Here is a 23,121-nt window from a genome sequence, read left to right as displayed (position 1 = left end):
CAGGTATTGCACGATGAAAGCCCAAGCCCGCCACATTCTGGTGAAAACCGCCGAAGAGGCCGAAAAACTCAAACAACGCATCGCCAACGGTGAAGCGTTCGATGTGCTGGCGAAGAAATTTTCGACCTGCCCGTCCGGCAAGCGCGGCGGCGATCTGGGTGAAGTGCGGCCGGGGCAGATGGTCGGTGCAATCGATGCGGTGATCTTCAAAAAACCGCTGCGCACCGTGCACGGGCCGATCAAGAGCAAATTTGGGTATCACCTGGTGCAGGTGTTTTACCGCGACTGATCCAGTGCCTTGAAGGCGCGGCTTTCGGCAGCGCCTTCAGGGATCGGCATCAATCCCTGGGGATCAGCGCCCCAGGCACTTGAATGACCTGACTGGCCAAACGATGCCCCGCCTCCGCCGCCTGCGCAGGGCTTGCGCCGGACAAGCGACTCGCCAGATATGCCGCACTGAACGAATCCCCCGCCGCCGTGGTGTCCACCACTTTCTCGACCTTCTGCGCCGGGACTTCAAACGCTTCCCCGTCGCAACGGATCAGACAGGCTTCAGCGCCGCGCTTGAGCACCACTTCCGGCGTGCCGATCTGCGCGTACGCTTCAAACACTGCGTCACAGTCTTCGAAATGGAACAGCGCCTGCTCGTCGTCCACCGTCAGCAATGCCAGATCGACATGGGGCAACACGCTGCGATACGCCGCTCGCGCCTCTTCCACCGAAGCCCACAGGCGTGGGCGGTAGTTGTTGTCAAAGACGATTCGCGCATCGCGCTGGCGGGCCTCAATCAAGGTCTGGATCAGCTTTTCCCGCCCCTGCGCACCGAGCACCGCCAGCGTGATACCGCTGAAATACAGCACGTCGTAATCCGGCAGCGCCGCCAGAATCGGCGCCGCCGCCGGCGTGGTGAAGCAGTCGCGTACGGCGGCTTCGTTGCGCCAGTAAAGGAAGCGGCGCTCCCCGGCAGCGTCGGTCTGGATGCAATACAAACCAGGCAGACGACCGGGCAAGCGCTGGACCAGATCCAGACCAATGCCTTCGTCGGCCCAAATGCGGCACATCGCGTCACTGAAGCTGTCATCACCCAGCGCCGTGACGTAATCGACCTGCGCCTTGTCGCCCATGGCGCGGGACAGATAGACCGCCGTGTTCAGCGTGTCACCGCCAAAGCTCTGTTGCAGGCTGCCATCGGCACGTTGCTGGAGTTCGATCATGCATTCGCCGATCAGGGCGATGCGCGGGGTGTTCGGACCCAATGGACTGAGCGTGTTCATCAGAAGCAGGTTTCCATGGTTTCGATCACCGACAGTTGCTCGTCCACCAGCAGCCCTACGCGCCACTTGTCGAAGGTCAGGCATGGGTGGGAAGTGCCAAAGGAAATGATGTCGCCCACGCGCAACTCCACGCCCGGCGCCACGGTCATGAACGCGTGCTGGTCCATCACCGCCGTCACTTTGCAGGCGCCGACATCGTCGCCCATCGCCGGCAGCACACCGGCCTTGTAACGCAGCAGCGGCACCGGCATCCCGGCATCGAACGCCACGTCACGCTTACCCAGGGCAATCACCGCGAACCCCGGCTCCGGCATCGACTGCACGTGAGCCCAGACTTCCAGCGCCGGGCGCAGGCCTTCGTGCAGGTCGCTGCGACGGTCGAGCACGCAGCACTGCGCCTCTTTATAGATGCCATGGTCGTGCGCCACGTAACTGCCAGGGCGCAACACGCTGAGGAAACGCCCGCCCGCGTTCTGCGCTTCGAACGATTCGGCGATCAGGTCGTACCAGGCCGAGCCCGACGCGGTGATGATCGGCTTGGCGATGGCGAACGCGCCGCTGTCCTGCAACTGTACCGCCAGACGCACCAGCGAGGCTGCGAACTCACGGATACCGGTGACGGCGTGATCGCCATGGATCACGCCCTCGTAACCTTCAATGCCGGTCAGGGCCAGCGCGGGTTGCGCAGCGATGGCCTTGGCCAGCTCGATGACTTCCTGCTCGCTGCGGCAACCGCAACGGCCGCCGACCACGCCGTACTCAATCATCACGTTCAGCCGCACTCCGCGCGACGCGAAATAAGCGCCCAGATCGGCGACGTTGTCCGGGTGATCGACCATGCAATAGAAATCGAAGCCGGAATCGGCCGCCAACAGATCGGCGATCAGCGCCATGTTCGGCGTGCCGACCAGTTGGTTGGCCATCAACACCCGGCGCACGCCGTGGGCATAAGCAGCGCGGGTCTGGGTGGCGCTGGCCAGGGTGATGCCCCATGCGCCGGCGTCGAGCTGACGACGAAACAACGCCGGGGTCATGCTGGTCTTGCCGTGGGGCGCGAGTTCGGCGCCGCTGTCACTGACGAATTTCTGCATCCAGCGGATGTTGTGTTCCAGCGCTTCGCGGTGCAGCACCAGCGCCGGCAGGCTGATGTCACGCACCAGTTGCGCGCCGAGGGCGGCATCGCCCTTTTCCACGGCAGCAGTGTTGTTGGCAGTCGTCATGGTCGAACTCCTCACAGTCGCGCCCGCAGGCAGGCGCGGTTATTCGTTGATTCGCCGGGCGAGGCTGTTGGCGCTCTCGATCAAGACCCGGCGATAGTCGTTGTAATTAGTCTTGGCATCGGCGCGCGGGGCGACGATGCACAGGGTGCAGATGGCAACGCCTTGAGGGTCTTTGACCGGGGCGGCGAAGCAATGGGTGAAGGTGTCGGCGACACTGTCGAAGGAGAAGAAGCCGTCGATGCCGGCCTGACGGATTTCCGCCAGAAACGTCTCCATCGGCAGGCGTTCGCCACCCGGCAAAATGAAGTCGTCGGGGTCGATGAGGTCGCTGATCTGCTGATCGCTCAAGTGCGCCAGCAGCAGGCGACCGGAGGCGGTCCACGGGATCGGCGCGTTCTCACCGATGTCGGAAGAAATGCGGAAATGCCGCTCGCCCTCCTTCATCAGCGCCACCGTGTATTTGCGCCCGTTGAGCAGGCACATCTGCGCGGTTTCCCGGGTCTGGCTGACGATCTCCTGCAAGGCGTGATCGGCCTCGCGACTGAGGTCGAAGTGACGCAGATGCGCCTGGCCGAGGAAATACAGCTGACGACCGAGGTAGACGTGACCGTCCTTGCCCACCGGCTCCAGAATCCGCCGTTCGAGCAATGACGCCACCAGTTCGTAGACCGTGGATTTCGGGCTGCCGATACCGTTGGCGATGTCGTTCGGACGCAGTGGCTGGCCGATCTCCTTGAGGAAATCGAGGATATCGAACGCCCGGTCCAGACCGCGTGCCCGGCGCTTGATGGTGTCTTCGGTCATTTCAGTGGTTCCCATTCAAAGTGCCGGGAGTTTATCGCGAAAGATCGCTCCCACGCTCTGCGCGGGAGCGGTCGATACTCAAGCCTTCTTCTTGTACGCAATACAGTCGATCTCGACCTTGCAGTCGACCATCATGCTCGCCTGCACACAGGCCCGGGCCGGTGCGTGTTCGGGCTTGAAGTACTCGCCGAAGACCTTGTTGAAACTGGTGAAATCCCGCGGATCGTCCAGCCATACGCCGGCGCGTACCACGTCTTCCAGGCCATAACCGGCCTCTTCGAGAATCGCGATCAGGTTCTTCATGGTCTGGTGCGTCTGCTCGACGATGCCGCCCACAATGATCTCGCCATCCACCGCCGGCACCTGCCCGGAAACGTGCAGCCAGCCATCGGCTTCAACGGCGCGGGCGAATGGACGAGGCTGGCCGCCAGCGGCGGTGCTGCCGGTGCCGTAACGAGTAATGCTCATGGGTGTTTCTCCTGATTGAAAAAGTGAAAAGTCAGAACCGCGTGCTTTTGAGAAATTCCGCCAGCCGCGGCGATTGAGGACGCTCGAACAGTTCCTTGGGAGGCCCCTGCTCTTCGATGCGCCCCTGATTCATGAAAACGATCTTGTCCGAGACCTCGAACGCAAAACGCATTTCGTGGGTCACGAGCAACATGGTCATGCCGTCCTCGGCCAGGCCCTTGATCACGTTGAGCACTTCGCCGACCAGTTCCGGGTCGAGGGCCGAGGTGACTTCGTCGAACAGCATCAGGCTCGGGTTCATCGCAATCGCCCGGGCAATCGCCACGCGCTGCTGCTGACCGCCGGACAACTGGCCGGGAAAGTGATTGCGCCGCTCCAGCAGGCCGACCCGCTCCAGCCATTTCTCGGCCAGGACCACGGCTTCGTCCTTGTGCATCTTTTTGACTTTCAGCAGGCCGAGCGTGACGTTCTGCAACGCGGTGAGGTGCGGGAACAGGTTGAATTGCTGGAACGCCATGCCGGTCATCGCCCGATGCCGCGCAATGACTTTTTCCGGATGGCGCACGCGTTTGCCGTTGAGTTCGTCATAGCCGATGGATTCGCCGTCGAGCAGGATCTGCCCGCCCTGGAATTCCTCCAGCATGTTCACGCAGCGCAGCAGCGTGGTCTTGCCCGAGCCGCTGGAGCCGATCAGCGTCACCACGTTGCCGCGCTGCATGCTCAGGTCGACGCCCTTGAGCACTTCGACCGCGCCGTATTGTTTGTGCAGGCCACGGATATCCAGCAGGGGCTGACCGTTCTGGACGTTGGAAACTTGAGCTTGAGCTTGAGTCATGGCAGGGCCACCCGCTTTTCAATGTGCCGGCCGAGTAATTCGATGCCGTAGTTGATGACGAAGAACAGAAAACCGGCGAACAGGTAAAACTCCAGGGTCATGAACGTCCGGGCGATGATCTGCTGGGTGCTGAGCAACAGCTCGGCCACGCCGATCACCGACAGCAAGGTCGAGGCCTTGACGATTTCCGTGGATGAGTTGACCCAGGTCGGCAGGATCTGCCGCAGCGCCTGAGGCAACAGCACGTAGCCGAGGGACTGATAGAACGTCAGGCCGATGGCCTTGCCGGCTTCCATCTGTCCGCGTGGCAACGCCTGCAACGCGCCGCGCACAATTTCGGCAACGTGGGAGCCGCAAAACAGCGTCAGCCCGAGTGCACCGGCCTGAAACGCGCTGATCTGCCAACCGAGCGCCGGTGCCATGTAGAAGCACGCCAGCACCAGCACGAACACCGGGGTGCCGCGAATCAGGTCGACATAAAAGCGGAACGGCGCGCGCATCCAGAACTTGCCGTAGGTCAGCACCAGCCCGGCGAATACACCGATGACCGTGCCGAACAGAATCGCCAGCGCCGACACCTGCACGCTGGTCAGAAAGCCTTGCCACAAGGCTTCGCGGGCAATCCACAACTCATGCAACCAACTGGGGGATTCGTACATCGCAGCCTCCTATCGGCGGATTGCCAGACGCTGCTCGAGGTAACGCAGCAGCATGGCAATGAGGTAACAGGCCGCGACATACAACGCCGTGGTCACCAGCCAGGTTTCGATCACCCGGTAGCTTTCGACGTTGATCTTGCGCGCGTAATAGGTCAGCTCCGGCACCGCGATCGCGGCGGCCAGCGAGGTGTCCTTGAACAGCGAAATGAAGTTGTTCGACAGCGCCGGCAGCACGTTGCGCAACATCACCGGCACGGTGACGTAGGCCTTGACCTGCCACTCGCCGAGACCAATGGCCAGCCCCGCTTCACGCTGGCCCTTGGGGATGCTCAACAAACCGCCGCGGAACACTTCGGTCAGGTACGCCCCGGCATACAGCGAAAGCGTGATGATGAACGACGGGATCTTGTCCAGCCGGATTCCCAGGCTCGGCAACGCAAAGTAGATCAACAGAATCAACACCAGAATCGGCGTGTTACGGATCACCGTCACATACACCGATGCCAGCACCCGCAAGGCGCGATGCTTCGACAGCAAGGCAAACGCCATCAGCAGGCCGATCACGCAGCCGATGGCGATCGACACCAGCGCCAGTTCGAGGCCCAGACCGAGCCCCGCCAGCAAGGTGTCGAAATCGCGCCACACGGCGGCAAAGTTCAACTGATAGTTCATGGTCGGCAGTACCTTGAGCGGGGCGCATCAGGGCGCCCCACTCTCACGGGATCATTTGAATTCGACAGGGAAACCGATGGCAGGCGATGGCAGATCCACGCCGAACCATTGCTTGAACGAGGCGGCGTAGGTCGGAAACTCGACGCCGGTCATGGCCTCATGCAGGGCGGTGTTGACGAAGTTCAGCCAGTCCTGGTCGCCACGTTTGACAGCGCAGGCGTAGGTCTGCGGGCTCCAGGCGTACGTCGGGCTGCGATAGCGGCCAGGGTTTTGCACCATCAGGTATTTGACCGAAGACTGGTCGGTGGCGGCGGCATCGGCGCGGCCCGAGTTCACGGCCTGATACATCAGATCAACGCTGTCGTATTGATCGACCTTGGCTTTAGGCAGTGCCTGGTGCACCAGCTCTTCGGCGTACACGTTCTGCAGCACCGCCACGGTCACGCTGTCGCTGGCGGCCTGCAGGTCTTCGATTTCCTTGTACTTGCTGTTGTTCGGCAACAGTAGGCCGACGCCTTCGCGGTAGTACGGCAGAGTGAACGCCACTTGCTGCGCGCGGCTGGCGGTGACAGTGATGAACTGGCAGCTCATGTCGACCTTGTCGGTCAGCAGGTTGGGAATCCGCGCATCGGATGACTGCACCACGAACTCGACCTTGCTCGGGTCATTGAACAGCCCTTTGGCGACTATCCGGGCGATGTCGATATCAAAGCCCTGCAACTTGCCGTCCGCGCCCTGGAAGTGCCACGGCGCATTGGTGCTGCCGGTGCCCACAATCAGCTTTCCACGGGCCAGGACGCTGTCGAGCTTGCTGTCGGCCGCCTGGGCCATACCCATGACGGCGGACGAAGCCGCGAGAACAAAAACACACGCTTTGAACAAGGAAAGTCGGCGATGCATGGCAAGCACTCCAGAGGATTGTTTATTCCGCTATACCGGAACACGGTTTGTTACTACGGAATAGACATCAGAAAGTGTGCCACAGGATTCGCAGGGAATCTGCAATGGATTGAAATTTGTTTTGAATCAAAGAGATAAAAAGAAGGGTGAAGCCCGTGTTACGCGAGGTGTCACCAACCCGCGCTACCGTTGGCTACACAGAGCGAGTACCTGGGCCACATTTCAGTGCGCAACGCACAAAAAATCGCGCGCGGCACCTGTCAACTCTGACAGTAGCCGCCGAAGCGTTACCTGCCTTACCGTCAGCTTCATCCGGAACCGACGAACAGGTACGTCTCCATGCGCTCGACATCCGAATACTCAACCCTGGCACCCGCCTATCGCAGAGCCTTGAAGACCAGAAAGGTGGTGGCTTTTTATTTCTACAGCGAACATTGCCCCGCCTGTCATTGGGCCAGCCCGGTATTCCGGCAGATTGCCGAAGGTTTCAAACCCTGGGCTGACAGCTACATGCTTGATTTCGACAAATCACCCAGACACAAGCGCGTCTCTGGGTTCCCGACAATCCTGTTCTACAAAAACGGAAAGCTGCTGGAGCATTTGAAAGGAATCGGCGATGAGGAAATGCTGGAGCAATCCTTTATTCGCTACATCGGCAAGATCAAACCTGCGCCCGTACAACACAAGCCAAAACATGACACCGCCTGGCTTTACCAGACTCTGCGGAGTATCTGCACCATCCCCCGCGCAAAACGATGGAACTTTTCCTGAAAGTGCCACCTAAGAGCCATCAGGTAGTGGCACCGTCGTTCCAATTGATCTGTAACAACTAGCCTTGAAGCCGGATTGGACAAGCTCCCATCCGGCTGCTTTTCTTTATTTCTCAGAAAGAGATAAGTGCTGCCGGCCCTCTGGTCGCAGCCTTGCTTCGTCCCAGGAGGGGTCAATGTCCTTTAATGTCATGATGGTTTTCGGTACTCGCCCGGAGGCCATCAAAATGGCCCCGCTGGCCCGGGTTCTGCGTCAGTGGCCCGACATCACACTCAACATCTGCTCCACCGGCCAGCATCGCGAGATGCTCACTCAGGTGCTGGACGCGTTCGAACTGACGGTCGACGAAGACCTGCAAGTCATGACCCAAGGCCAGACCCTGAACGGCCTGTCGCAACATCTTCTTGCACAACTCGATCAGGCCTACGAGCGGGTCAAACCGGACATCGTGCTGGTCCACGGCGACACCACCACCAGCTTCATCGCCGCCCTCGCCGCCTTCAATCGCCAGTTGCCCATCGGTCACGTCGAAGCCGGTTTGCGTACCGGCAACCTGCGCGCGCCCTGGCCCGAGGAAGCGAATCGACGCCTGACCGGCGTGATTACCGACCTGCATTTCCCGCCGACCTCCAAGTCTGCCGCCAATCTGCTGCGCGAAGGCGTACCCGAAGACAACATTGAAATCACCGGCAACACCGTGATCGATGCCTTGCTGTGGATGCGCAAGCACCAGCAGGAAACCGATTGGCATCCACCTGCCGATTCGCCCCTGGCGGCGCTGGACGACCGGCGCCGGATGATTCTGGTCACCAGCCATCGACGGGAAAATCTCGGCGACGGTTTCCGCAATATCTGCCAGGCGCTGGCCGAACTGGCCGAGCAATACCCGGACGTGCAATTCGTCTATCCGGTACACCTCAATCCGCTGGTGCAGGAGGTGGTGTACGGCATGCTGGCCGACAAACCGAACATCTATCTGGTGCCACCGCAGGATTATCCGAACTTCGTCTGGCTGATGGGCCGCGCGCACTTCATCCTGACCGACTCCGGTGGCGTCCAGGAGGAAGCCCCGGCGATCGGCAAACCGCTGCTGGTGCCGCGCGACGTCACCGAACGGCCTTCCGTGCTCGAGAGCGGCACCATGCTGCTGGTAGGCACCGACAAGGCGCGCATCGTCAAGGAAGCCCGACAACTGCTGGACGACCCGGACACCTACGCGCGCATGAGCCGCGTGCACTTTCCCTATGGCGACGGTCACGCCAGCGAACTGATCGCCACCCGCCTCCACGCCTGGCTGAGCGCACGCTCGGCGGCGGGTAAAGGGGTATGAGTCTGGGTTGGGTCGATTTCTTCGCGTATGTGCTGTTCGGTCTCAAATATGTGGCGATTGCCCTCGCCCTGCTGATGTTCATCCTCGGGCTCGATGACCTGTTCATCGACCTCGTCTACTGGAGCCGCAAGTTCATCCGGCGCTGGCGGATCTACGAAAAATTCAAGCGTGCGGACGAGGAGCGCCTGTATTCGATTCCCGAGAAACCGCTGGCAATCATGGTGCCGGCGTGGAACGAAGTCGGCGTGGTTGGTGAAATGGCGCGCCTGGCCGCCTCGACCATCGACTACGAGAACTATCAGATTTTCGTCGGCACCTACCCCAACGACGCCGAAACCCAGGCCGATGTCGACGCGGTGTGCCAGCACTACCCCAACGTGCACAAAGTGGTCTGCGCCCGCCCCGGCCCGACCAGCAAGGCCGACTGCCTGAACAACATCATCGACGCGATCCTGCGCTTCGAAAGCGAGGCGAAAATCCAGTTCACCGGGTTCATCCTGCACGATGCCGAAGACGTGATTTCGCCGATGGAATTGCGCCTTTACAACTACCTGTTGCCCAACAAGGACCTGATCCAGATTCCGGTCTACCCCTACGCGCCGGAATGGAAAGGCTTCACCGCCGGGCACTACGTCGATGAGTTCGCCGAGAACCACGGCAAGGACGTCATCGTCCGCGAAGCCCTCACCGGTCAGGTGCCCAGCGCTGGCGTCGGCACCTGCTTCAGCCGTAAAGCCATCAGTGCCCTGCTGGAAGACGGCGACGGTATTGCCTTCGATGTACAGAGTCTCACCGAGGACTACGACATCGGTTTCCGCCTCAAGCAGAAAGGCATGAAATGCATCTTCGCCCGTTATTCGGTCAGCGATCCGAAACTGGCGCTGGAGCAACCGTGGGTGATCGGCATGAACCGCGAATTCTCCCAGGTGATCTGCGTCCGGGAACACTTCCCCCGTGACCTGCAACACGCAATCCGGCAGAAATCGCGGTGGATTGTCGGCATCGTGTTCCAGGGCACCAAGAACCTCGGCTGGAGCCGCAAGGGTCTGCTCAACTACTTCCTGTGGCGCGACCGTCGCGGGCTGATCGCCTACCTGCTGAGCTTCCTGGTGAACCTGCTGTTCCTGGTGTTGCTGGCGATGTGGGCGGTGACGATCATCTCCCCGGACTCATGGCGCTATCCCTCGATCCTCGCCGACAGCTCGCTGCTCTCGGTGCTGCTGTGGCTCAACGGCCTGATGCTGCTCAATCGCCTGTTCCAGCGCGGCTGGTTTGTCACTCGTTACTACGGATTGGTGGAAGGCCTGCTGTCGGCGCCGCGCATGATGTGGAGCAACTTCGTCAACTTCTTCGCCAACCTGCGTGCCCTGCGTCAGGTCATGGAAATGGGCGATTCACGACGCGTGGCCTGGGACAAGACCACTCACGAATTCCCGGCGCTGACCAAGGCGCAACGTACTCCGCTCGGCCACCGACTGGTGGAAAAGGGTCTGCTTACCGAAGAGCAACTGGAAGCGGCGATCACCAGCCCGGTACGCCGACGCCTCGGTCGCGAACTGTTGCTGCGTGAGTACATCGACAGCACTCAACTGGTTCAAACCCTCGCCGAGCAGCTTGATCTGGAATGGGCGCCGCTCAATCCGTTCAAGCTCGACAAGCGCCTGATCGATGCCGTACCGCGCCGGGTCGCCTCCCACTACGGCATTTTGCCGGTGGCCGAAGAAGGCGACACCCTGATCCTGGCCTCCGAAGGCCCGGTCAGCCAGGTTTCGCTGGGCGCCATCAGCCGTCAATTGAAACGCCCGGTGCGCAGCCGTCTCGCACCTCAGGGCCGCGTCACATTGGGGATTCGTTACTGGTACGCCAGCCCCCGCCAGAATGAGGAAGTGCGTCATATGCTCGAAGTGCTTGAGCGCCATCAGGACGATGAAGCCCTGCTGGAACGGGTCAGCCGCCATCAGGTGCTGCTGGGCAATCTGTTGCAGGTGCGCGGCATGGTGCCGCCGACCCTGTTCAATCAGGCGCTGATCGACTTCGATGCCGAGAAGATGTCACTCGGCGAGCATCTGATTTCCCGGGGCATGATCACCCAGGAAGTACTGGAACAGGCCCTGGCCGATCAGGCCAGCGAACAGCAAGCCGCCTACCGCATTGTCCGGGAGGTCGCATGAAGCCTGTGCATCGTCAAACCTTGCTGATGGGCAGCCTGCTGCTGGGCCTGAGCACCGCGCATCCGCTGCAAGCGGCACCGCTGAGCGACTTCGAACAGTTCCGCAGCTATCCCTACATGGACCGCAGCTATCGCGAGGCGAAAAAGGGCAACTGGAAAGAAGTCGAACGACTGATGCGCCACTTGCTGGAAAAGGTCCCGAAAAACGACGAGGCCCGGACACTGTTGGTGGAGTCCCTGGCCAAGCAACGTCGTTACAAGGAAGCGCTGCAAGCCTTGCCGGACAACAGCGACGCTCTCCTCGACCTGCGCCTGACCTGGATCGAACAGGATCCGCCGACCAGTACGCAAGTTGAAAGCTGGATGGCCACCAGCAGCCTGAATGACCGCGTGCGCCTTTGGCAGGCTTACAGCCTGAGCCTGGCCAAGTTCGGCGGCGCGGCCAAGGCCCACGACTGGCTGGCACAACTGGCGCCCAAGGGAGACGACAATATCCTGCGCCTGGCCCGTGCCAACTGGTCGGAGCAACTGCGCGACTGGAGCGGCACCATCGAACAACTGGCGCCACTGGCCGCGCGCAAACAACTGGACGCCGAAGGCTGGCAACGGCTGGCCAACGCTTACGTGCAACGCCTCGATGAAAAGCCGCTGCAGCAACTGCTGCAACAGGCGCCGAGTCCCGAAGCCGCGCGCAACATTCGCCTGGCAATGGTCGACCGCGCCATCGCCATGGGCCACGAGCAACAGGCCCAGCGCTGGATGCAATCACTGCCGGCCAGCGACCTCGCCGATCCGGCGCAACGACAGCGGCTGTGGGAACTGGCACGCAAAACCGAAGACGTGCCCACCGTGCAGCGTCTGAGCAACGATCTGCAACGGCCTTGCCTGGAAACCGCCGAATGGCTGTCACGCCAGGATCCGGAAGCGGCGCTCAAGCAACTGCGCAGCTGTACGCCGACGGACGCCCCACAGACCTGGCTGGTACTCGCCCAGCGCCTGCAAGCCACGGATCTGCTGCAAAGCACCCGTCTACCGGAGCCTTGGGACAGCCGTCGGCAAACGCAGGTGCTCGATATCTGGCAGGAGCAAGGTCGCAGTACCGAAGTCAACGCCTGGCTGGCCGGCCAGAAGCAAACGCCTGATATCGTCAAGCGCCGTGCGGAACTGACGCAGCGCATGGGGCGGATGATTGAAGCGGAAACCCTGTGGGAACTGCATTACCGGCAGACCGGCAATCTTTCCTCGCTGAATCAGGCCACTTACATGGCGGTAAATGCCGGTGATCGCGCACATGCCCAACAGTTGCTGGAATCCGCGTTCGATCGTCATGGCGGGCGTCTGCCGGCGACGGCGTTGCAGCGACTGGCCGGTTTGTATGCCGCAGCGCCCTCCACGACGCCGGAGCAACAGCGACGCATGGCGCTCCTGCTAAACCGGGTGGACGTTGCCACGCGCGGCCAACTGCTCGCGCAACTCGCGGAGACCGGCCAGTGCGATGCCGTGCAGCAAGCCATCGGCAGCCACCCGCAAGCGGCTGGCGATTACCGCGCGCTCGGTCGCTGCGCCATGCCTGATCGCCCGGGTGAAGCCGTCGTCTATTACCAGCAGGCTGAAAAGCTCGGCGATCGCGGCAGTCGTCTGCCGCTGGCCTATGCCCTGGAAGCGGCCGGTGATTCTGCCGGTGCGCTGGCCATCTGGCGCAGCTTCCCGACCGCCGAACTCAGCGACAACGCGCGTCTGACAGCCAGTCGCAGCGCGCTGAATGTCGGCGACAGCCAGACCGCCGAAACCTACTGGCAGCAAAGCACCACTCGCGGCGCCAATGAATGGGCCCTCGGCGCAGCCATCGCCGACGCACGGGGTGATCACGCCCAGGCACTGCAACGTCAGCGTCAGGCCCTGCAACAGGCACCGGATGCCGGGCACTTCTACGCTGCATCGGTCACCGCGCAAAAGGCCGGGGACTTGCCACAAAGCACCGCGTGGCTGGCCGAAGCGGTACGCCGCGAGCCGAACAACCCGCGTTATCGCGCCGACTACGGCATGCGTCTGGCCGGTGCCGAAACCCGCGAAGAGCGCGCCACGGCAATTCCGTATCTGCAACAGGCGACCCGTGATTTCCCCGAGGATTACCGCCTCGGCGAAACCCTGGCCTGGCGCTACGACGAAGTCGAAGACAGCGCCTCCGCGCGCAAGGAACTGCGCCGGGTGATCGATCTGGAGCAGAACCCGGTGGCGGCCGATGACGAAGACGGCAGCATGGAGGCCCGCCGTTATCGCCAGCGCCGCGCCCATGAAACCTTGTCACGGCGTGACAGTTTTACCGTTGCCAGCACCTGGTCACCGGCCGGGGTTTCGACCAACGACTTTCTGCGCCCGGATGACAGCGAAGGCAGCAAACGGGTGACACGCTCGCAGAACGTTCAGGTCGCGATGTGGGATCACGCGCTGGGTGAAGAACCGAGTCGTGCCGGCAGTACGCTGTCGGTTTATGGCCGGATGTTGTTCGGCGGCCAAGGTCGCTCCAGCTATGGCGAAACCTTCGCTACCGGCGTCGGCCTGCGCTACAAACCGTGGGGCACGGCCAACGTCAACCTGTATGCCGAAATCTACAAGCAAACCGGAGTCAGCGACGATGGCAGCGGTGGCATGCGCCTGGGGCAGTTGTTCAGCCCGGTGAAAGTCTGGGATCAGGGTCATGACTACGATCGCTTCGGTCGCACCAGCACCGACTACCTTCTGCGCGCCACCGCCTCATTCCTCGATCAGGGCAAATACCGCAACGACTGGCGCGTCGACGAGAACGAATGGGACGAGCGCTTTCTCTACCTCGATGCCGCATGGTGGACCAAGGCCGGCGACCACCAGTGGCTGTCGCGCTTCCAGCAAGGTCATGCATGGAAACTGCCGTTCAGCGGAGCCCAGACGATCATGCCTTACGGCTTCCTCGAATTTGCCAGCCAGGACCCGAGCAACGACTGGCGCCAGGACCTGCGCACCGGTGTCGGTCTGCGCTGGCAATGGTGGTACGACGAGGATCGCTACAACGCCTACCGCTCGAAACTGACGGTTCGCACCGAATATCAACAGTCGCTGGGCGGCAATCTGTATGAAGGCGGCAACGGTGTGCTGCTGGGCGTGGAGTGGAATTTCTGATGGTTCGATGGATGTTGTGTTTGTGCCTGCTGATGAGCGCCACTGTCGCGAAGGCCGATGATCGGGTGTTCTATCAGCCGCTGAATGTCGATGCCGGCCTGACCCAGGCACAGTGGCAGAAAGTCTGGCAAGACACCGCGAAACAAGGCACGCGTACCGTGATCGTGCAGTGGACGGCCTATGGCGATTCGGACTTCGGCGGCGCCAATGGCTGGCTCGCCAACAGTCTGAAACTCGCTCAGCGACAAGGCCTGCAACTGGTGCTCGGCCTGGCGATGGATCCGGCTTACTACAAGCGCATCGACGAACTGGACAGTGCCGGCCTCGGCGCCTACTGGCAGGCGCAACTGGGCCAGTCGCTGGCCCAGCAGCAGAAGCTGCGCGAGGACTGGAAGCTGCCGGTCAGCGGGTGGTATCTCCCGCTGGAACTGGATGACCTGCACTTTCTGGCGGCAGATCGACGGGCCACGCTTCAGCGCCAGTTGAAGGGTTTCGCTGCGAAGCTGGATGCGCCGCTGCATGTCAGCGCCTTCAGTGCCGGCAAGCTGGCCCCGACGGTCAACGGTCAATGGCTGGGTGAATTGACGGCGGCCGGTGCGCAGGTCTGGTGGCAGGACGGCGCGGGCACCGGTCGTTTGTCACCGCTGGTGCGCAACGGTTACGCCAGTGCACTGCCCTGCTCCGTGGGGATCGTGCGAGAGGCCTTCCGGCAGGTCAGCCGCGAGGGCGAGCCCTTCCGTGCCGAACCGGCCAGCCCGGATGCGACCTCGACCGGCTGCCATCAGAACGCGGCGTTTTCCCTGCGCTATCGACCGTGGGGCTCGGTCATCCTCGATAACCAACGTAAGCATCCGGGCAGCAATGTACAAAACCATTGAAGACGAAGTCCTGAAGAAGACCGCGCCTGCCGAGCTATGGAGCGAGTTCATCCAGCATGAATTCGAGCGGCTGCACAGGTTCTGCCTGCTGATTTATCTGGCGAGCATCAGTGTCTGGATTGTCTTCGATCTGATCGTCAGTTTCCTCGGCGGGCAAGGTTTTACCTGGCGATCGATGGTGTTTCTGACGGTATTTTCAATTCAGGCGGTCATTCTGCTGTTCACGCGAAAGGCCGCCCATTTCGACATCCTGAACATCCTGTTCATCGTTGCCATGACCCTTGGCGTGCGACTGCTGATCGACGGCCTTCCTGCGAGCTTTCAACCCGCGTGGCTGGTGCTGGGCGCCTCGAGCATGCTCTACAGCATCTCGGTGCTGCCCATCAGCCGCTGGTCGTTCTACACCTCACAAGGGGTGATCTGGCTGGTGCTCAATCCGTTTTTTGGTACCGAAGTCGGCCTGTTCGAACTCAAAGGCGTGATGACCATCGCTTACGCCGTGTTTCTCTGCGGGTTGACGATCTATACGTTTTTGAAGCTGCGCGAGGCCAAGCTCTACAACTACATCATGTCCAAGCTGCTGTTGGATCAAGCTTACAACGACACCCTCACCGAAATCCCCAACCGCCGCTCGTTCATGACCCGCGCCGGAAAAACCCTGCAAGCCGTGCCGCGCGAGCATGACCATTACCTGGCGATGATCGACATCGACAACTTCAAGAAAGTGAATGATGTGTACGGCCACGACATCGGCGATGAGGTGCTCAAGCGCATTGCGGCGGACATCAAAACCGTGATGTCACGCTTCGAATACGCACGATTGGGCGGTGAGGAGTTTGCGATTTATCTGGCCGGTGTGCGCCGCGAGGATGTCGAGGCGCTGGCCGGGGAATTGTGCCGGGTGGTGCGTGAGCAACCGACCCGGCACCCGGTGACCATCAGCATCGGTCTGGCCCGGGTCGAAGATGGCGACACCCTCAATCAGGCGCTGATCAAGGCTGACGAAGCGTTGTACGAGTCAAAGCATACCGGCAAGGACCGGTACACTTTTCATCAGTGAGGCCGTCAGGCCTCACGCACCAGCAGCACCCGCGTCACGCGACGCTCTTCGACCGCCATCACGGTCATGCCCCAGCCTTCATGTTCCAGTCGATCGCCCTTCATCGGCAGGCGATCCAGCAGGCTCATCACCAGCCCGGCGAGGGTCTGGTAATCCTCGGTCGGCTCGGCGCGAAAACCGGTGTGCTCGCGGATGCGGGTCAGGTTCAGCGCACCGTTGACGATAAACCCGCCCTGCTCCTCGACCACGTCGGGGCCGGCGATCTCACTGGCATCGGGCAGTTCACCGGCAATCGATTCGAGAATGTCCGTCATGGTCAACACGCCGACAAAGTCACCGAACTCATTCACCACGAAGGCAATGTGGGTCGAAGCCGCGCGCATTTGTTCCAGTGCGTTGAGGATCGAATAACTGTCCAGCAGATTGACGGTCTTGCGCGCCAGGTGTTCAAGGTTCGGCTCGTTGCCGGCCAGATATTCCTTGAGCAGCTCCTTCTTGTGCACGAAGCCCAACGGCTCATCCACTGCGCCGTTACGAATCAACGGCAAGCGCGAGTAGGACGAATGCATCAACCGTGTACGAATAGCCTCGGCGTCGTCCGCCAGATCAATGTGATCGACATCGGCACGTACCGTCATCAAGGCGCGGATCGGTCGCTCGGCCAATTGCAGCACGCCGCTGATCATCACCCGCTCGCGACGGTCGAACAGCTCCGCGCTCGGCGCTTCACCGTTGTCCAGCAAGTCGGAAATCTCCTCGCCGACCTCTTCCACCGCCAGTTTGCGACCACCCAACAGACGCATCACCGCGTGGGCCGTACGCTCACGCATCGGGCGCAAGCCCTGCATCGAGCGCTTGCGACGGGCGCGGGCGATCTGGTTGAAGATCTCGATCAGGATCGAGAAACCAATGGCCGCGTACAGATAACCTTTCGGGATGTGGAAGCCCAGGCCTTCGGCCGTCAGGGCAAAACCGATCATCATCAGGAAGCCCAGACACAGCATGATCACCGTCGGGTGGGCGTTGACGAAGCGGGTCAGCGGCTTGCTGGCAACGATCATCACACCGATGGACACGACCACCGCGATCATCATCACCGCCAGTTCATCGACCATGCCCACGGCCGTAATCACCGCGTCCAGGGAGAACACCGCGTCGAGCACGACGATCTGCGCCACGATCGGCCAGAACAGCGCATAAGCGGTGTTGGTCGAGCGCTCGCCAATATGGCCTTCCAGCCGCTCGTGCAGCTCCATGGTCGCCTTGAACAACAGGAACACACCACCGAACAGCATGATCAGGTCACGGCCGGAGAAGCTCTTGCCGAACACTTCGAACAACGGCGCCGTCAGGGTGACCAGCCAGGAAATACTCGCCAGCAGGCCAAGACGCATGATCAGCGCCAGGCTCAAACCGATGATCCGTGCGCGGTCGCGCTGATGCGGCGGCAGTTTGTCCGCCAGGATCGCGATGAACACCAGGTTGTCGATACCCAGTACCAGTTCCAGCACGATCAGTGTCAACAAGCCCAACCATGCCGTGGGATCCGCTAACCATTCCATAATCTGTCTCTATCTCTCGTCAGTGAATTCAGGCTGCCGGACACGGCAAAGTGCGGCGCGAAAGCTCGAAGGCTGCGCCATCAACGATAGTCGGTAGTCGGAAGACTGGATGTTGCGAGTGCGTCAAGACCGCGCCGTGGCGCGAGGGGAACAGGGTTCTTTGAATAGAACTGGGAGGCTCCGAGAGGGTGTTCATGCAAATCCTGAATGAAAAAAGGCCTTGAAGCGTACAGGCTCTGATGACTTTTCCTACAGCTGGAAATCATTTCAAAATCTGTACGCCGCAGACATCTCCGGACTTTTACGGGTAAAGCGTCGACAACACCCGGTCGGCATTGGCACCGCAGCTCATGCCTTCGGGCTTGGATTGAATGTTCTCGATCACCTCCAGCAGCCGCGCCTTGCTCTGGGCCAGATGCTGTTGCATGACTTCGATCTGCTCGACCTTTCGGGTCAGGCCTGCCACCAGTTCATCGTGCTTGAACTCACCGGTGCCAGCGGCCGGCAACAACTGTTTGAGTTCTTCCAGGGAAAACCCGGCCTGCTGGGCGCTGCGGATGATGTTCAGGGTCTGCAGCACTTGTGGCGGGTAACGTCGGTAGCCATTGCCCTGGCGCTCGACTTTGGGAATCAGACCCTGAGCCTCATAAAAACGAATACTCGAAGCGCTCAACCCGCTCTGCTGCGCCAATTCACCGATTTTCATTTCAGCCTCGATTTGCCCGCTTGACATTAAAGTTAACTTTAAGCTTAGCCTCTCTCCATCACTGATGAGGAGTCAAGCAATGTCGCCCTTCCAGATTTTGAATCTGCCCAACGGTCAGACCGTCGGCAACCGTATCGCCAAAGCCGCCATGGAAGAAAACCTCTCGGACCGTGACCAGGCACCGTCCCGCGAACTGTTCCGCCTGTATCAGGCCTGGGCCGACGGCGGTGCCGGGTTGCTGTTGACCGGCAACGTGATGATCGACCGCCGTGCCATGACCGGCCCAGGCGGCGTGGTGCTCGAAGACGAGCGGCATCTGGAGCGTTTCCGCCAATGGGCCGAAATCGCCCGCAGCGGCGGCGCGCAGGTCTGGGTGCAACTCAATCACCCCGGCCGTCAGACCTTCGCCAACATGGGCCAGCAAGCGCTGGCGCCGTCGGCGGTGGCACTGGAAATGGGCTCGTTCTCGAAGCTGTTCGCAGAGCCCAAACCGATGACCGAGGACGATATCGAAGAAGTCATTCAACGTTTCGCCAAAAGCGCCGCGCTTGCCGAAAAGGCCGGGTTCACCGGCGTGCAGATTCACGCTGCGCACGGCTATCTGCTCAGTCAGTTTCTCTCGCCGCTGACCAATCGCCGCACCGACCGCTGGGGGGGCTCGCTGGAAAACCGCGCGCGCCTGCTGCTGTCGGTGATCGAGGCCATCCGCCAGGCGGTGTCGCCGCAGTTTTGCGTGGCGGTGAAACTCAATTCGGCAGACTTCCAGCGTGGCGGCTTCGACACTGACGATGCGCGTCAAGTGATCGAATGGCTCAACGAGCAGCCGATCGACCTGCTGGAACTGTCCGGCGGCAGCTACGAAGCCCCGGCGATGCAGGGCGAAGCGCGTGACGGCCGCACACTCGCCCGCGAGGCCTTCTTTCTGGAAATGGCCACGGAACTGGCCGGTGTGGCGCGCATGCCGGTGATGGTCACCGGCGGTATCCGCCGCCTGCCCGTGGTCGAACAAGTGCTCGACAGCGGCATCGCCATGGCCGGCATCGCCACCGCAATGGCCATCGAGCCAAGCCTGGTCAAACACTGGCGCGAAGGCCGCAACAGCGAGCCGCAACTGCCGCCGATCCGCTGGAAACGCAAACCGCTGGCCGCACTGGCGAACATGGCCGTGGTGCGCTTCCAGATGGCGCGCCTGAGCCGTGGCCGCCAGCCCAATCCCGAGGTGTCGGCACTCTGGGCGCTGATCCGCGACCGCTTGTACCTCAGCCGCCGGACCCGTCAGTACCGTCAGGCGATGGAAGTCTAACGCCCGGCAAACCGCAGGCGAGATAGCTGACGCAGGTCGTCCTCGATGTAGTAGTCGTTGGTCCAGCTGTCATCCGCCGCCAACGGCTGCACCTGTTTCAACGCCAGTTTCTTCGCGAAGTAGCGAAAACGGTAATGCTCGTAGAACCGCAGCAGCTCCAGGCCATAACGGTCCGCCAGATCGGTGTCGCCGCGAATGATCAGGTAGTTCTCGTCATTGCCGTTGCTGGCCGAGGAACTGAGGTTGTGGCTGCCGCTGATGATGGTCGGGCTGTCGCTGGTGAAGTCGGTGACCACCGCTTTGGTGTGCACCAGCAGGTTGCCTTTCTGGCCCTTCATGTTCTCCCGCAGCCAGCCTTCCAGCCCGGTGTTGAGCAATGCGGTGGCGGCGAACTCGGCAGTTCGGTCGGCGTGAAACCCGGTGATGCGGCTGACCGTGTTTTGCAGGCCGTAACGCAGGATGTCGTCGTGGGGCTGGCCGAGCAGTGCGTTGAGAATCGCGTCGGGCAAGGCGAATGCGGTGACGAACAGCAGGTCTTTTTTCGCCCCTTCGATGATATCGACGAACTCCCTCAGATCGGCGCCGCCGGTACGCGGTGAGAACCCGGCGAACACCGGTTGCGCCGAATTCATTGGGTTGTGCTGGGTGATCCAGTCTCGAGTGGCGCCGACGTCCGCCGGCTCGGCCCAGATCTGTTCGAAGGTTTTCAGGTAGCTCGCGCTGACCGCCGAATCGTCCAGCACATGCACCACGTTGGCCTGCCGGTACACGCCATTGGCCGTGAAGTTGGTGCTGCCGCACAGCACCGCTTGCGGCTGGCGCTCGCCGCCTCCGTCGAGGCGGCTGAGGACGATGAACTTGTTATGGAAAATGTTGTGAGTGACCCGCCCGCGCTTGCTGGTCGACGGCAGTTTCGCAAGGCTTGCTTCGTTGATCGTCGTGTCTTCGTCGTCGGGCCGGGCGTGATACAGCACCCGCACCTGAACACCTCGATCGATCGCTGCGTTCACCGAGTCGATGATGGCTTGCAACTGGTATTCGTAGATCGCGATGTCCAGCGCCCACTGGCCGTCCACCGCTCGCTCGATAAAGCCTTGCAGGCGCCCGAGCAGACCGTTCTCCAGCCACTGACGCGCTGCATCGGGCCAGGCTTCGATGGGCATGTTTTTGTTGGCGCTGATCTGTGCGTCGAGATCGGGAAATTTGCGCTGAAACGCCTGACTGGCGGCCACGGCTCGGTTGAAGATCACGCCCTGATTGGCAGGATGACCGTCGTCGGAGCGGATTGTCAGTTCCAGCGCTTCACCGAGTTGCGGCGCATCCGGCGTGCCATACGCCAGGCGCACGCGATAGTGAATCGTCATGCCTGGATTGACCGCGTAGTCGGCCCAGCGAAATTTCTGCAGCGGCGCCTTGTCGCTCGGCGTGGCGTGGAACTGCGGGAAGGTGTGAACCTTGCCGGGAAAGGTCAGGCTGTTGAACAGGAACAGCCACGGCTTGTCGCCCTGCTGCTTTTCGATGGCAAACCCCAGCAGGCCTTTGCGGCGGGGTTCGGCGAGGTCCATTGCCAGTAGCACGCCGTTGGTACCGGCATAGGCCTTGACGCGAAAATCGTCCTGCGGATTGGCGACCAGTACGCGCATGATTCACTCCCTGTGATTTGGCCTCACTTCAGCATAGCTCTCAGACCGACAACAACTCGTCGATATGCCGGTAATCGGCGTCCAGTGCTGTCGCCAATTGTTTCGCGCGGCCCAGGCGAATCGGCCCGCGTTCGATATCGATCAGCAGGCCCGGACACGCCAGCGCTGGCAGTTCCGGACAGTCTTTCAAACGGCCATCGGTGATCACCAGCAACCGTTGTTGTTCGGCGGGGAAACGCTTGCGTCGCACCGCCAGCCAATGCCCGGCTTCCGTCAGCGCCGCCATCAGTGGCGTGCCGCCTCCCGCACCCAATCCATCGAGCCACGCGCGCAACCCGCTGGAGGCCTTCAGCCCTTGCACCTGCCATTTCGGCGCCGCGCCGCTCGCGGTCAACAACGCCAGGCGCGCGCGCTGCCGGTAAGCGTCGTCGAACAGTTGCGCAAGCACGCCCTTGGCATCGCTCAAGGCTTGATGGCGACGGGTCGAAGCGGAGGCGTCGACGATCACCAGCCACAGTTCATGGGGCGTGCGGGTACGCAGTTGAAACAGCAGATCCGCTCTGGTATTCGGACGGCCATTGAGCAAGGTTCCGGGCCAGTTCACCGAGCCACTGCGAGCCGCGTGACGCTTGCCCTGGCGACCGTTATCGAGGCGTCCGGCGCGGGGTCTGGCATTCGCCCCCGCGTCGGATCGGGGGCGAATGCCTAGGGCTTTTTTGGCCAGACAGGCACTTCGCGGCGTGCACCGGTGGCGAGCGCCCGCGCCGGCATTTCACCCCACTGGCCCTGCCCTTCGCTCGGTTCGGCGTTAGTGCTGGACGGCGATTGCGCCGGTGGCTGCGTACTGGTCGGAGACTGTTCGCGACGACGATGACGCAAGGCAAACTCAGCCACGGCATCGATGTCCTGCTCGGCGATAACTTCAGCCCCCCGCCACGCCGCATGAGCCCGCGCCGCACGCAGCCAGACCAGATCGGCGCGCAAACCGTCTACACCCGCTGCGAAGCAGCGCTCGGTGATCTGCGCCAACGCCGCGTCATCCAGCGGAATACCCGGTAAAACCTTGCGGGCGTTCTCGCAGCGCTGACGCAGAGCTTGCTGCTCAGCCTCCCACTGCGCACAGAACGCCTGCGGGTCGCTGTCGAAATCCAGTCGACGACGAATGATCTGACCGCGCTCGGCCGGCGCCGTGTGACCGCTCAGTGCGACGTTCAAACCAAAGCGATCCAGCAATTGCGGACGCAATTCCCCCTCTTCCGGGTTCATCGTGCCGATCAATACGAACTTCGCCGAATGCCGATGGGAAATACCATCGCGCTCGATCAAGTTGGTGCCGCTGGCAGCCACATCGAGCAGCAAGTCCACCAGATGATCGGGCAACAGATTCACTTCATCGACGTACAGCACGCCTCCGTCAGCCTTGGCCAGCACACCCGGAGAAAACTGCGCACGACCGTCGCTCAACGCCGCGTCCAGATCCAGCGTGCCAACCAGTCGCTCTTCAGTGGCGCCCAACGGCAAGGTAACGAACTGACCACTGGCCAACAGATCCGCCAGCCCCCGGGCCAATGTTGATTTGGCCATGCCGCGCGGGCCCTCGATCAGCACGCCGCCGATCTTCGGATCGATGGCCGTCAGGTACAGCGCCAGTTTCAGGTCATCGGCGCCGACCACGGCGGAGAGCGGGAAATGCGGGGTGTCGGTCATGTT

Annotated in this window: 21 protein-coding genes; 8 read left to right on the top strand and 13 right to left on the bottom strand. The window is 61.6% G+C overall.

The genetic code is table 11. The features are described from left to right. The first annotated feature begins 13 nt into the window (after positions 1 to 13). The gene (locus AC1RT4_RS04000) at positions 14 to 289 is read left to right on the top strand and encodes a peptidylprolyl isomerase (RefSeq protein ID WP_007952044.1); all 276 of its coding nucleotides are present in this window, start codon (positions 14 to 16) and stop codon (positions 287 to 289) included. 49 nt (positions 290 to 338) lie between these two features. On the opposite strand, the gene AC1RT4_RS03995 is transcribed toward AC1RT4_RS04000, so the two are convergent. From AC1RT4_RS03995 to AC1RT4_RS03960, 8 genes are all read right to left on the bottom strand, one after another. Further along, entirely contained in the window at positions 339 to 1,274 is a 936-nt protein-coding gene (locus AC1RT4_RS03995) for a sugar kinase (protein WP_493083674.1), read from the bottom strand. After that, entirely contained in the window at positions 1,274 to 2,494 is a 1,221-nt protein-coding gene (locus AC1RT4_RS03990; protein ID WP_493083672.1) for an amino acid deaminase, read from the bottom strand. The genes AC1RT4_RS03995 and AC1RT4_RS03990 overlap by 1 nt, the downstream gene beginning before the upstream one ends. A gap of 39 nt (positions 2,495 to 2,533) precedes the next feature. Beyond that, entirely contained in the window at positions 2,534 to 3,298 is a 765-nt protein-coding gene (locus tag AC1RT4_RS03985) for an IclR family transcriptional regulator (protein ID WP_085745508.1), read from the bottom strand. A 78-nt stretch (positions 3,299 to 3,376) separates the two neighbouring features. Next, positions 3,377 to 3,766: a RidA family protein gene (locus AC1RT4_RS03980; RefSeq protein WP_039768794.1), complete on the bottom strand. Its 390-nt coding sequence runs from the start codon at positions 3,764 to 3,766 to the stop codon at positions 3,377 to 3,379. Between the two features lie 31 nt (positions 3,767 to 3,797). Next, positions 3,798 to 4,601 (bottom strand): amino acid ABC transporter ATP-binding protein, encoded by an 804-nt coding sequence (locus AC1RT4_RS03975; protein ID WP_493083669.1) that lies wholly within the window; start codon positions 4,599 to 4,601, stop codon positions 3,798 to 3,800. After that, on the bottom strand, positions 4,598 to 5,260 hold the full coding sequence (locus tag AC1RT4_RS03970) for an amino acid ABC transporter permease (RefSeq protein ID WP_007960241.1): 663 nt from the start codon (positions 5,258 to 5,260) through the stop codon (positions 4,598 to 4,600). The genes AC1RT4_RS03975 and AC1RT4_RS03970 overlap by 4 nt, the downstream gene beginning before the upstream one ends. A gap of 9 nt (positions 5,261 to 5,269) precedes the next feature. After that, complete coding sequence (locus tag AC1RT4_RS03965) at positions 5,270 to 5,932, bottom strand: amino acid ABC transporter permease (protein ID WP_059405928.1); 663 nt, start codon at positions 5,930 to 5,932, stop codon at positions 5,270 to 5,272. A 51-nt stretch (positions 5,933 to 5,983) separates the two neighbouring features. Beyond that, a complete protein-coding gene (locus AC1RT4_RS03960; RefSeq protein WP_493083667.1) occupies positions 5,984 to 6,832 on the bottom strand; it encodes a transporter substrate-binding protein in 849 nt (282 codons plus the stop codon). A 339-nt stretch (positions 6,833 to 7,171) separates the two neighbouring features. On the opposite strand from AC1RT4_RS03960, the gene AC1RT4_RS03955 reads away from it, so the two are divergent. From AC1RT4_RS03955 to AC1RT4_RS03930, 6 genes are all read left to right on the top strand, one after another. After that, positions 7,172 to 7,603: a thioredoxin family protein gene (locus AC1RT4_RS03955; protein WP_493083665.1), complete on the top strand. Its 432-nt coding sequence runs from the start codon at positions 7,172 to 7,174 to the stop codon at positions 7,601 to 7,603. A gap of 175 nt (positions 7,604 to 7,778) precedes the next feature. After that, positions 7,779 to 8,933: a non-hydrolyzing UDP-N-acetylglucosamine 2-epimerase gene (wecB, locus tag AC1RT4_RS03950; protein WP_493083663.1), complete on the top strand. Its 1,155-nt coding sequence runs from the start codon at positions 7,779 to 7,781 to the stop codon at positions 8,931 to 8,933. Further along, entirely contained in the window at positions 8,930 to 11,104 is a 2,175-nt protein-coding gene (gene nfrB, locus AC1RT4_RS03945; protein ID WP_493083661.1) for a cyclic di-3',5'-guanylate-activated glycosyltransferase NfrB, read from the top strand. The genes wecB and nfrB overlap by 4 nt, the downstream gene beginning before the upstream one ends. Further along, positions 11,101 to 14,259, top strand: coding sequence for an NfrA family protein (locus tag AC1RT4_RS03940; protein ID WP_493083659.1), 3,159 nt, complete (start codon positions 11,101 to 11,103; stop codon positions 14,257 to 14,259). The genes nfrB and AC1RT4_RS03940 overlap by 4 nt, the downstream gene beginning before the upstream one ends. Further along, positions 14,259 to 15,137, top strand: a complete 879-nt coding sequence (locus tag AC1RT4_RS03935; protein WP_493083658.1) for a DUF4434 family protein — start codon at positions 14,259 to 14,261, stop codon at positions 15,135 to 15,137. Before AC1RT4_RS03940 ends, AC1RT4_RS03935 begins: the two co-directional genes overlap by 1 nt. After that, positions 15,121 to 16,197, top strand: coding sequence for a GGDEF domain-containing protein (locus AC1RT4_RS03930; protein WP_493083656.1), 1,077 nt, complete (start codon positions 15,121 to 15,123; stop codon positions 16,195 to 16,197). The genes AC1RT4_RS03935 and AC1RT4_RS03930 overlap by 17 nt, the downstream gene beginning before the upstream one ends. A 5-nt stretch (positions 16,198 to 16,202) precedes the next feature. Here AC1RT4_RS03930 and AC1RT4_RS03925 read toward each other — a convergent pair whose 3' ends face one another. Next, positions 16,203 to 17,759: a TerC family protein gene (locus AC1RT4_RS03925; RefSeq protein WP_179694738.1), complete on the bottom strand. Its 1,557-nt coding sequence runs from the start codon at positions 17,757 to 17,759 to the stop codon at positions 16,203 to 16,205. 301 nt (positions 17,760 to 18,060) lie between these two features. Further along, positions 18,061 to 18,465, bottom strand: coding sequence for a MerR family transcriptional regulator (locus AC1RT4_RS03920; protein ID WP_085695943.1), 405 nt, complete (start codon positions 18,463 to 18,465; stop codon positions 18,061 to 18,063). Positions 18,466 to 18,544: 79 nt separating this feature from the next. Between AC1RT4_RS03920 and AC1RT4_RS03915 the strand changes: the two genes are divergently transcribed. After that, positions 18,545 to 19,768, top strand: coding sequence for an NADH:flavin oxidoreductase/NADH oxidase family protein (locus AC1RT4_RS03915; protein WP_493083654.1), 1,224 nt, complete (start codon positions 18,545 to 18,547; stop codon positions 19,766 to 19,768). Here the strand turns inward: AC1RT4_RS03915 and AC1RT4_RS03910 are convergent. The 3 genes from AC1RT4_RS03910 to AC1RT4_RS03900 are packed head-to-tail and all read right to left on the bottom strand — an operon-like array spanning position 19,765 to position 23,118. After that, entirely contained in the window at positions 19,765 to 21,411 is a 1,647-nt protein-coding gene (locus AC1RT4_RS03910) for a phospholipase D-like domain-containing protein (protein WP_493083652.1), read from the bottom strand. The two genes, AC1RT4_RS03915 and AC1RT4_RS03910, sit on opposite strands and share 4 nt — an antisense overlap. 40 nt (positions 21,412 to 21,451) lie before the next feature. Then, positions 21,452 to 22,135: a vWA domain-containing protein gene (locus AC1RT4_RS03905; protein WP_493084454.1), complete on the bottom strand. Its 684-nt coding sequence runs from the start codon at positions 22,133 to 22,135 to the stop codon at positions 21,452 to 21,454. After that, complete coding sequence (locus AC1RT4_RS03900; protein WP_493083651.1) at positions 22,117 to 23,118, bottom strand: magnesium chelatase ATPase subunit I; 1,002 nt, start codon at positions 23,116 to 23,118, stop codon at positions 22,117 to 22,119. The genes AC1RT4_RS03905 and AC1RT4_RS03900 overlap by 19 nt, the downstream gene beginning before the upstream one ends. Between the last annotated feature and the right edge of the window lie 3 nt (positions 23,119 to 23,121).

This window comes from Pseudomonas sp. GW821-FHT11D10 (assembly GCF_058808435.1).
This window is presented reverse-complemented; position numbering and strand designations above follow the sequence as displayed.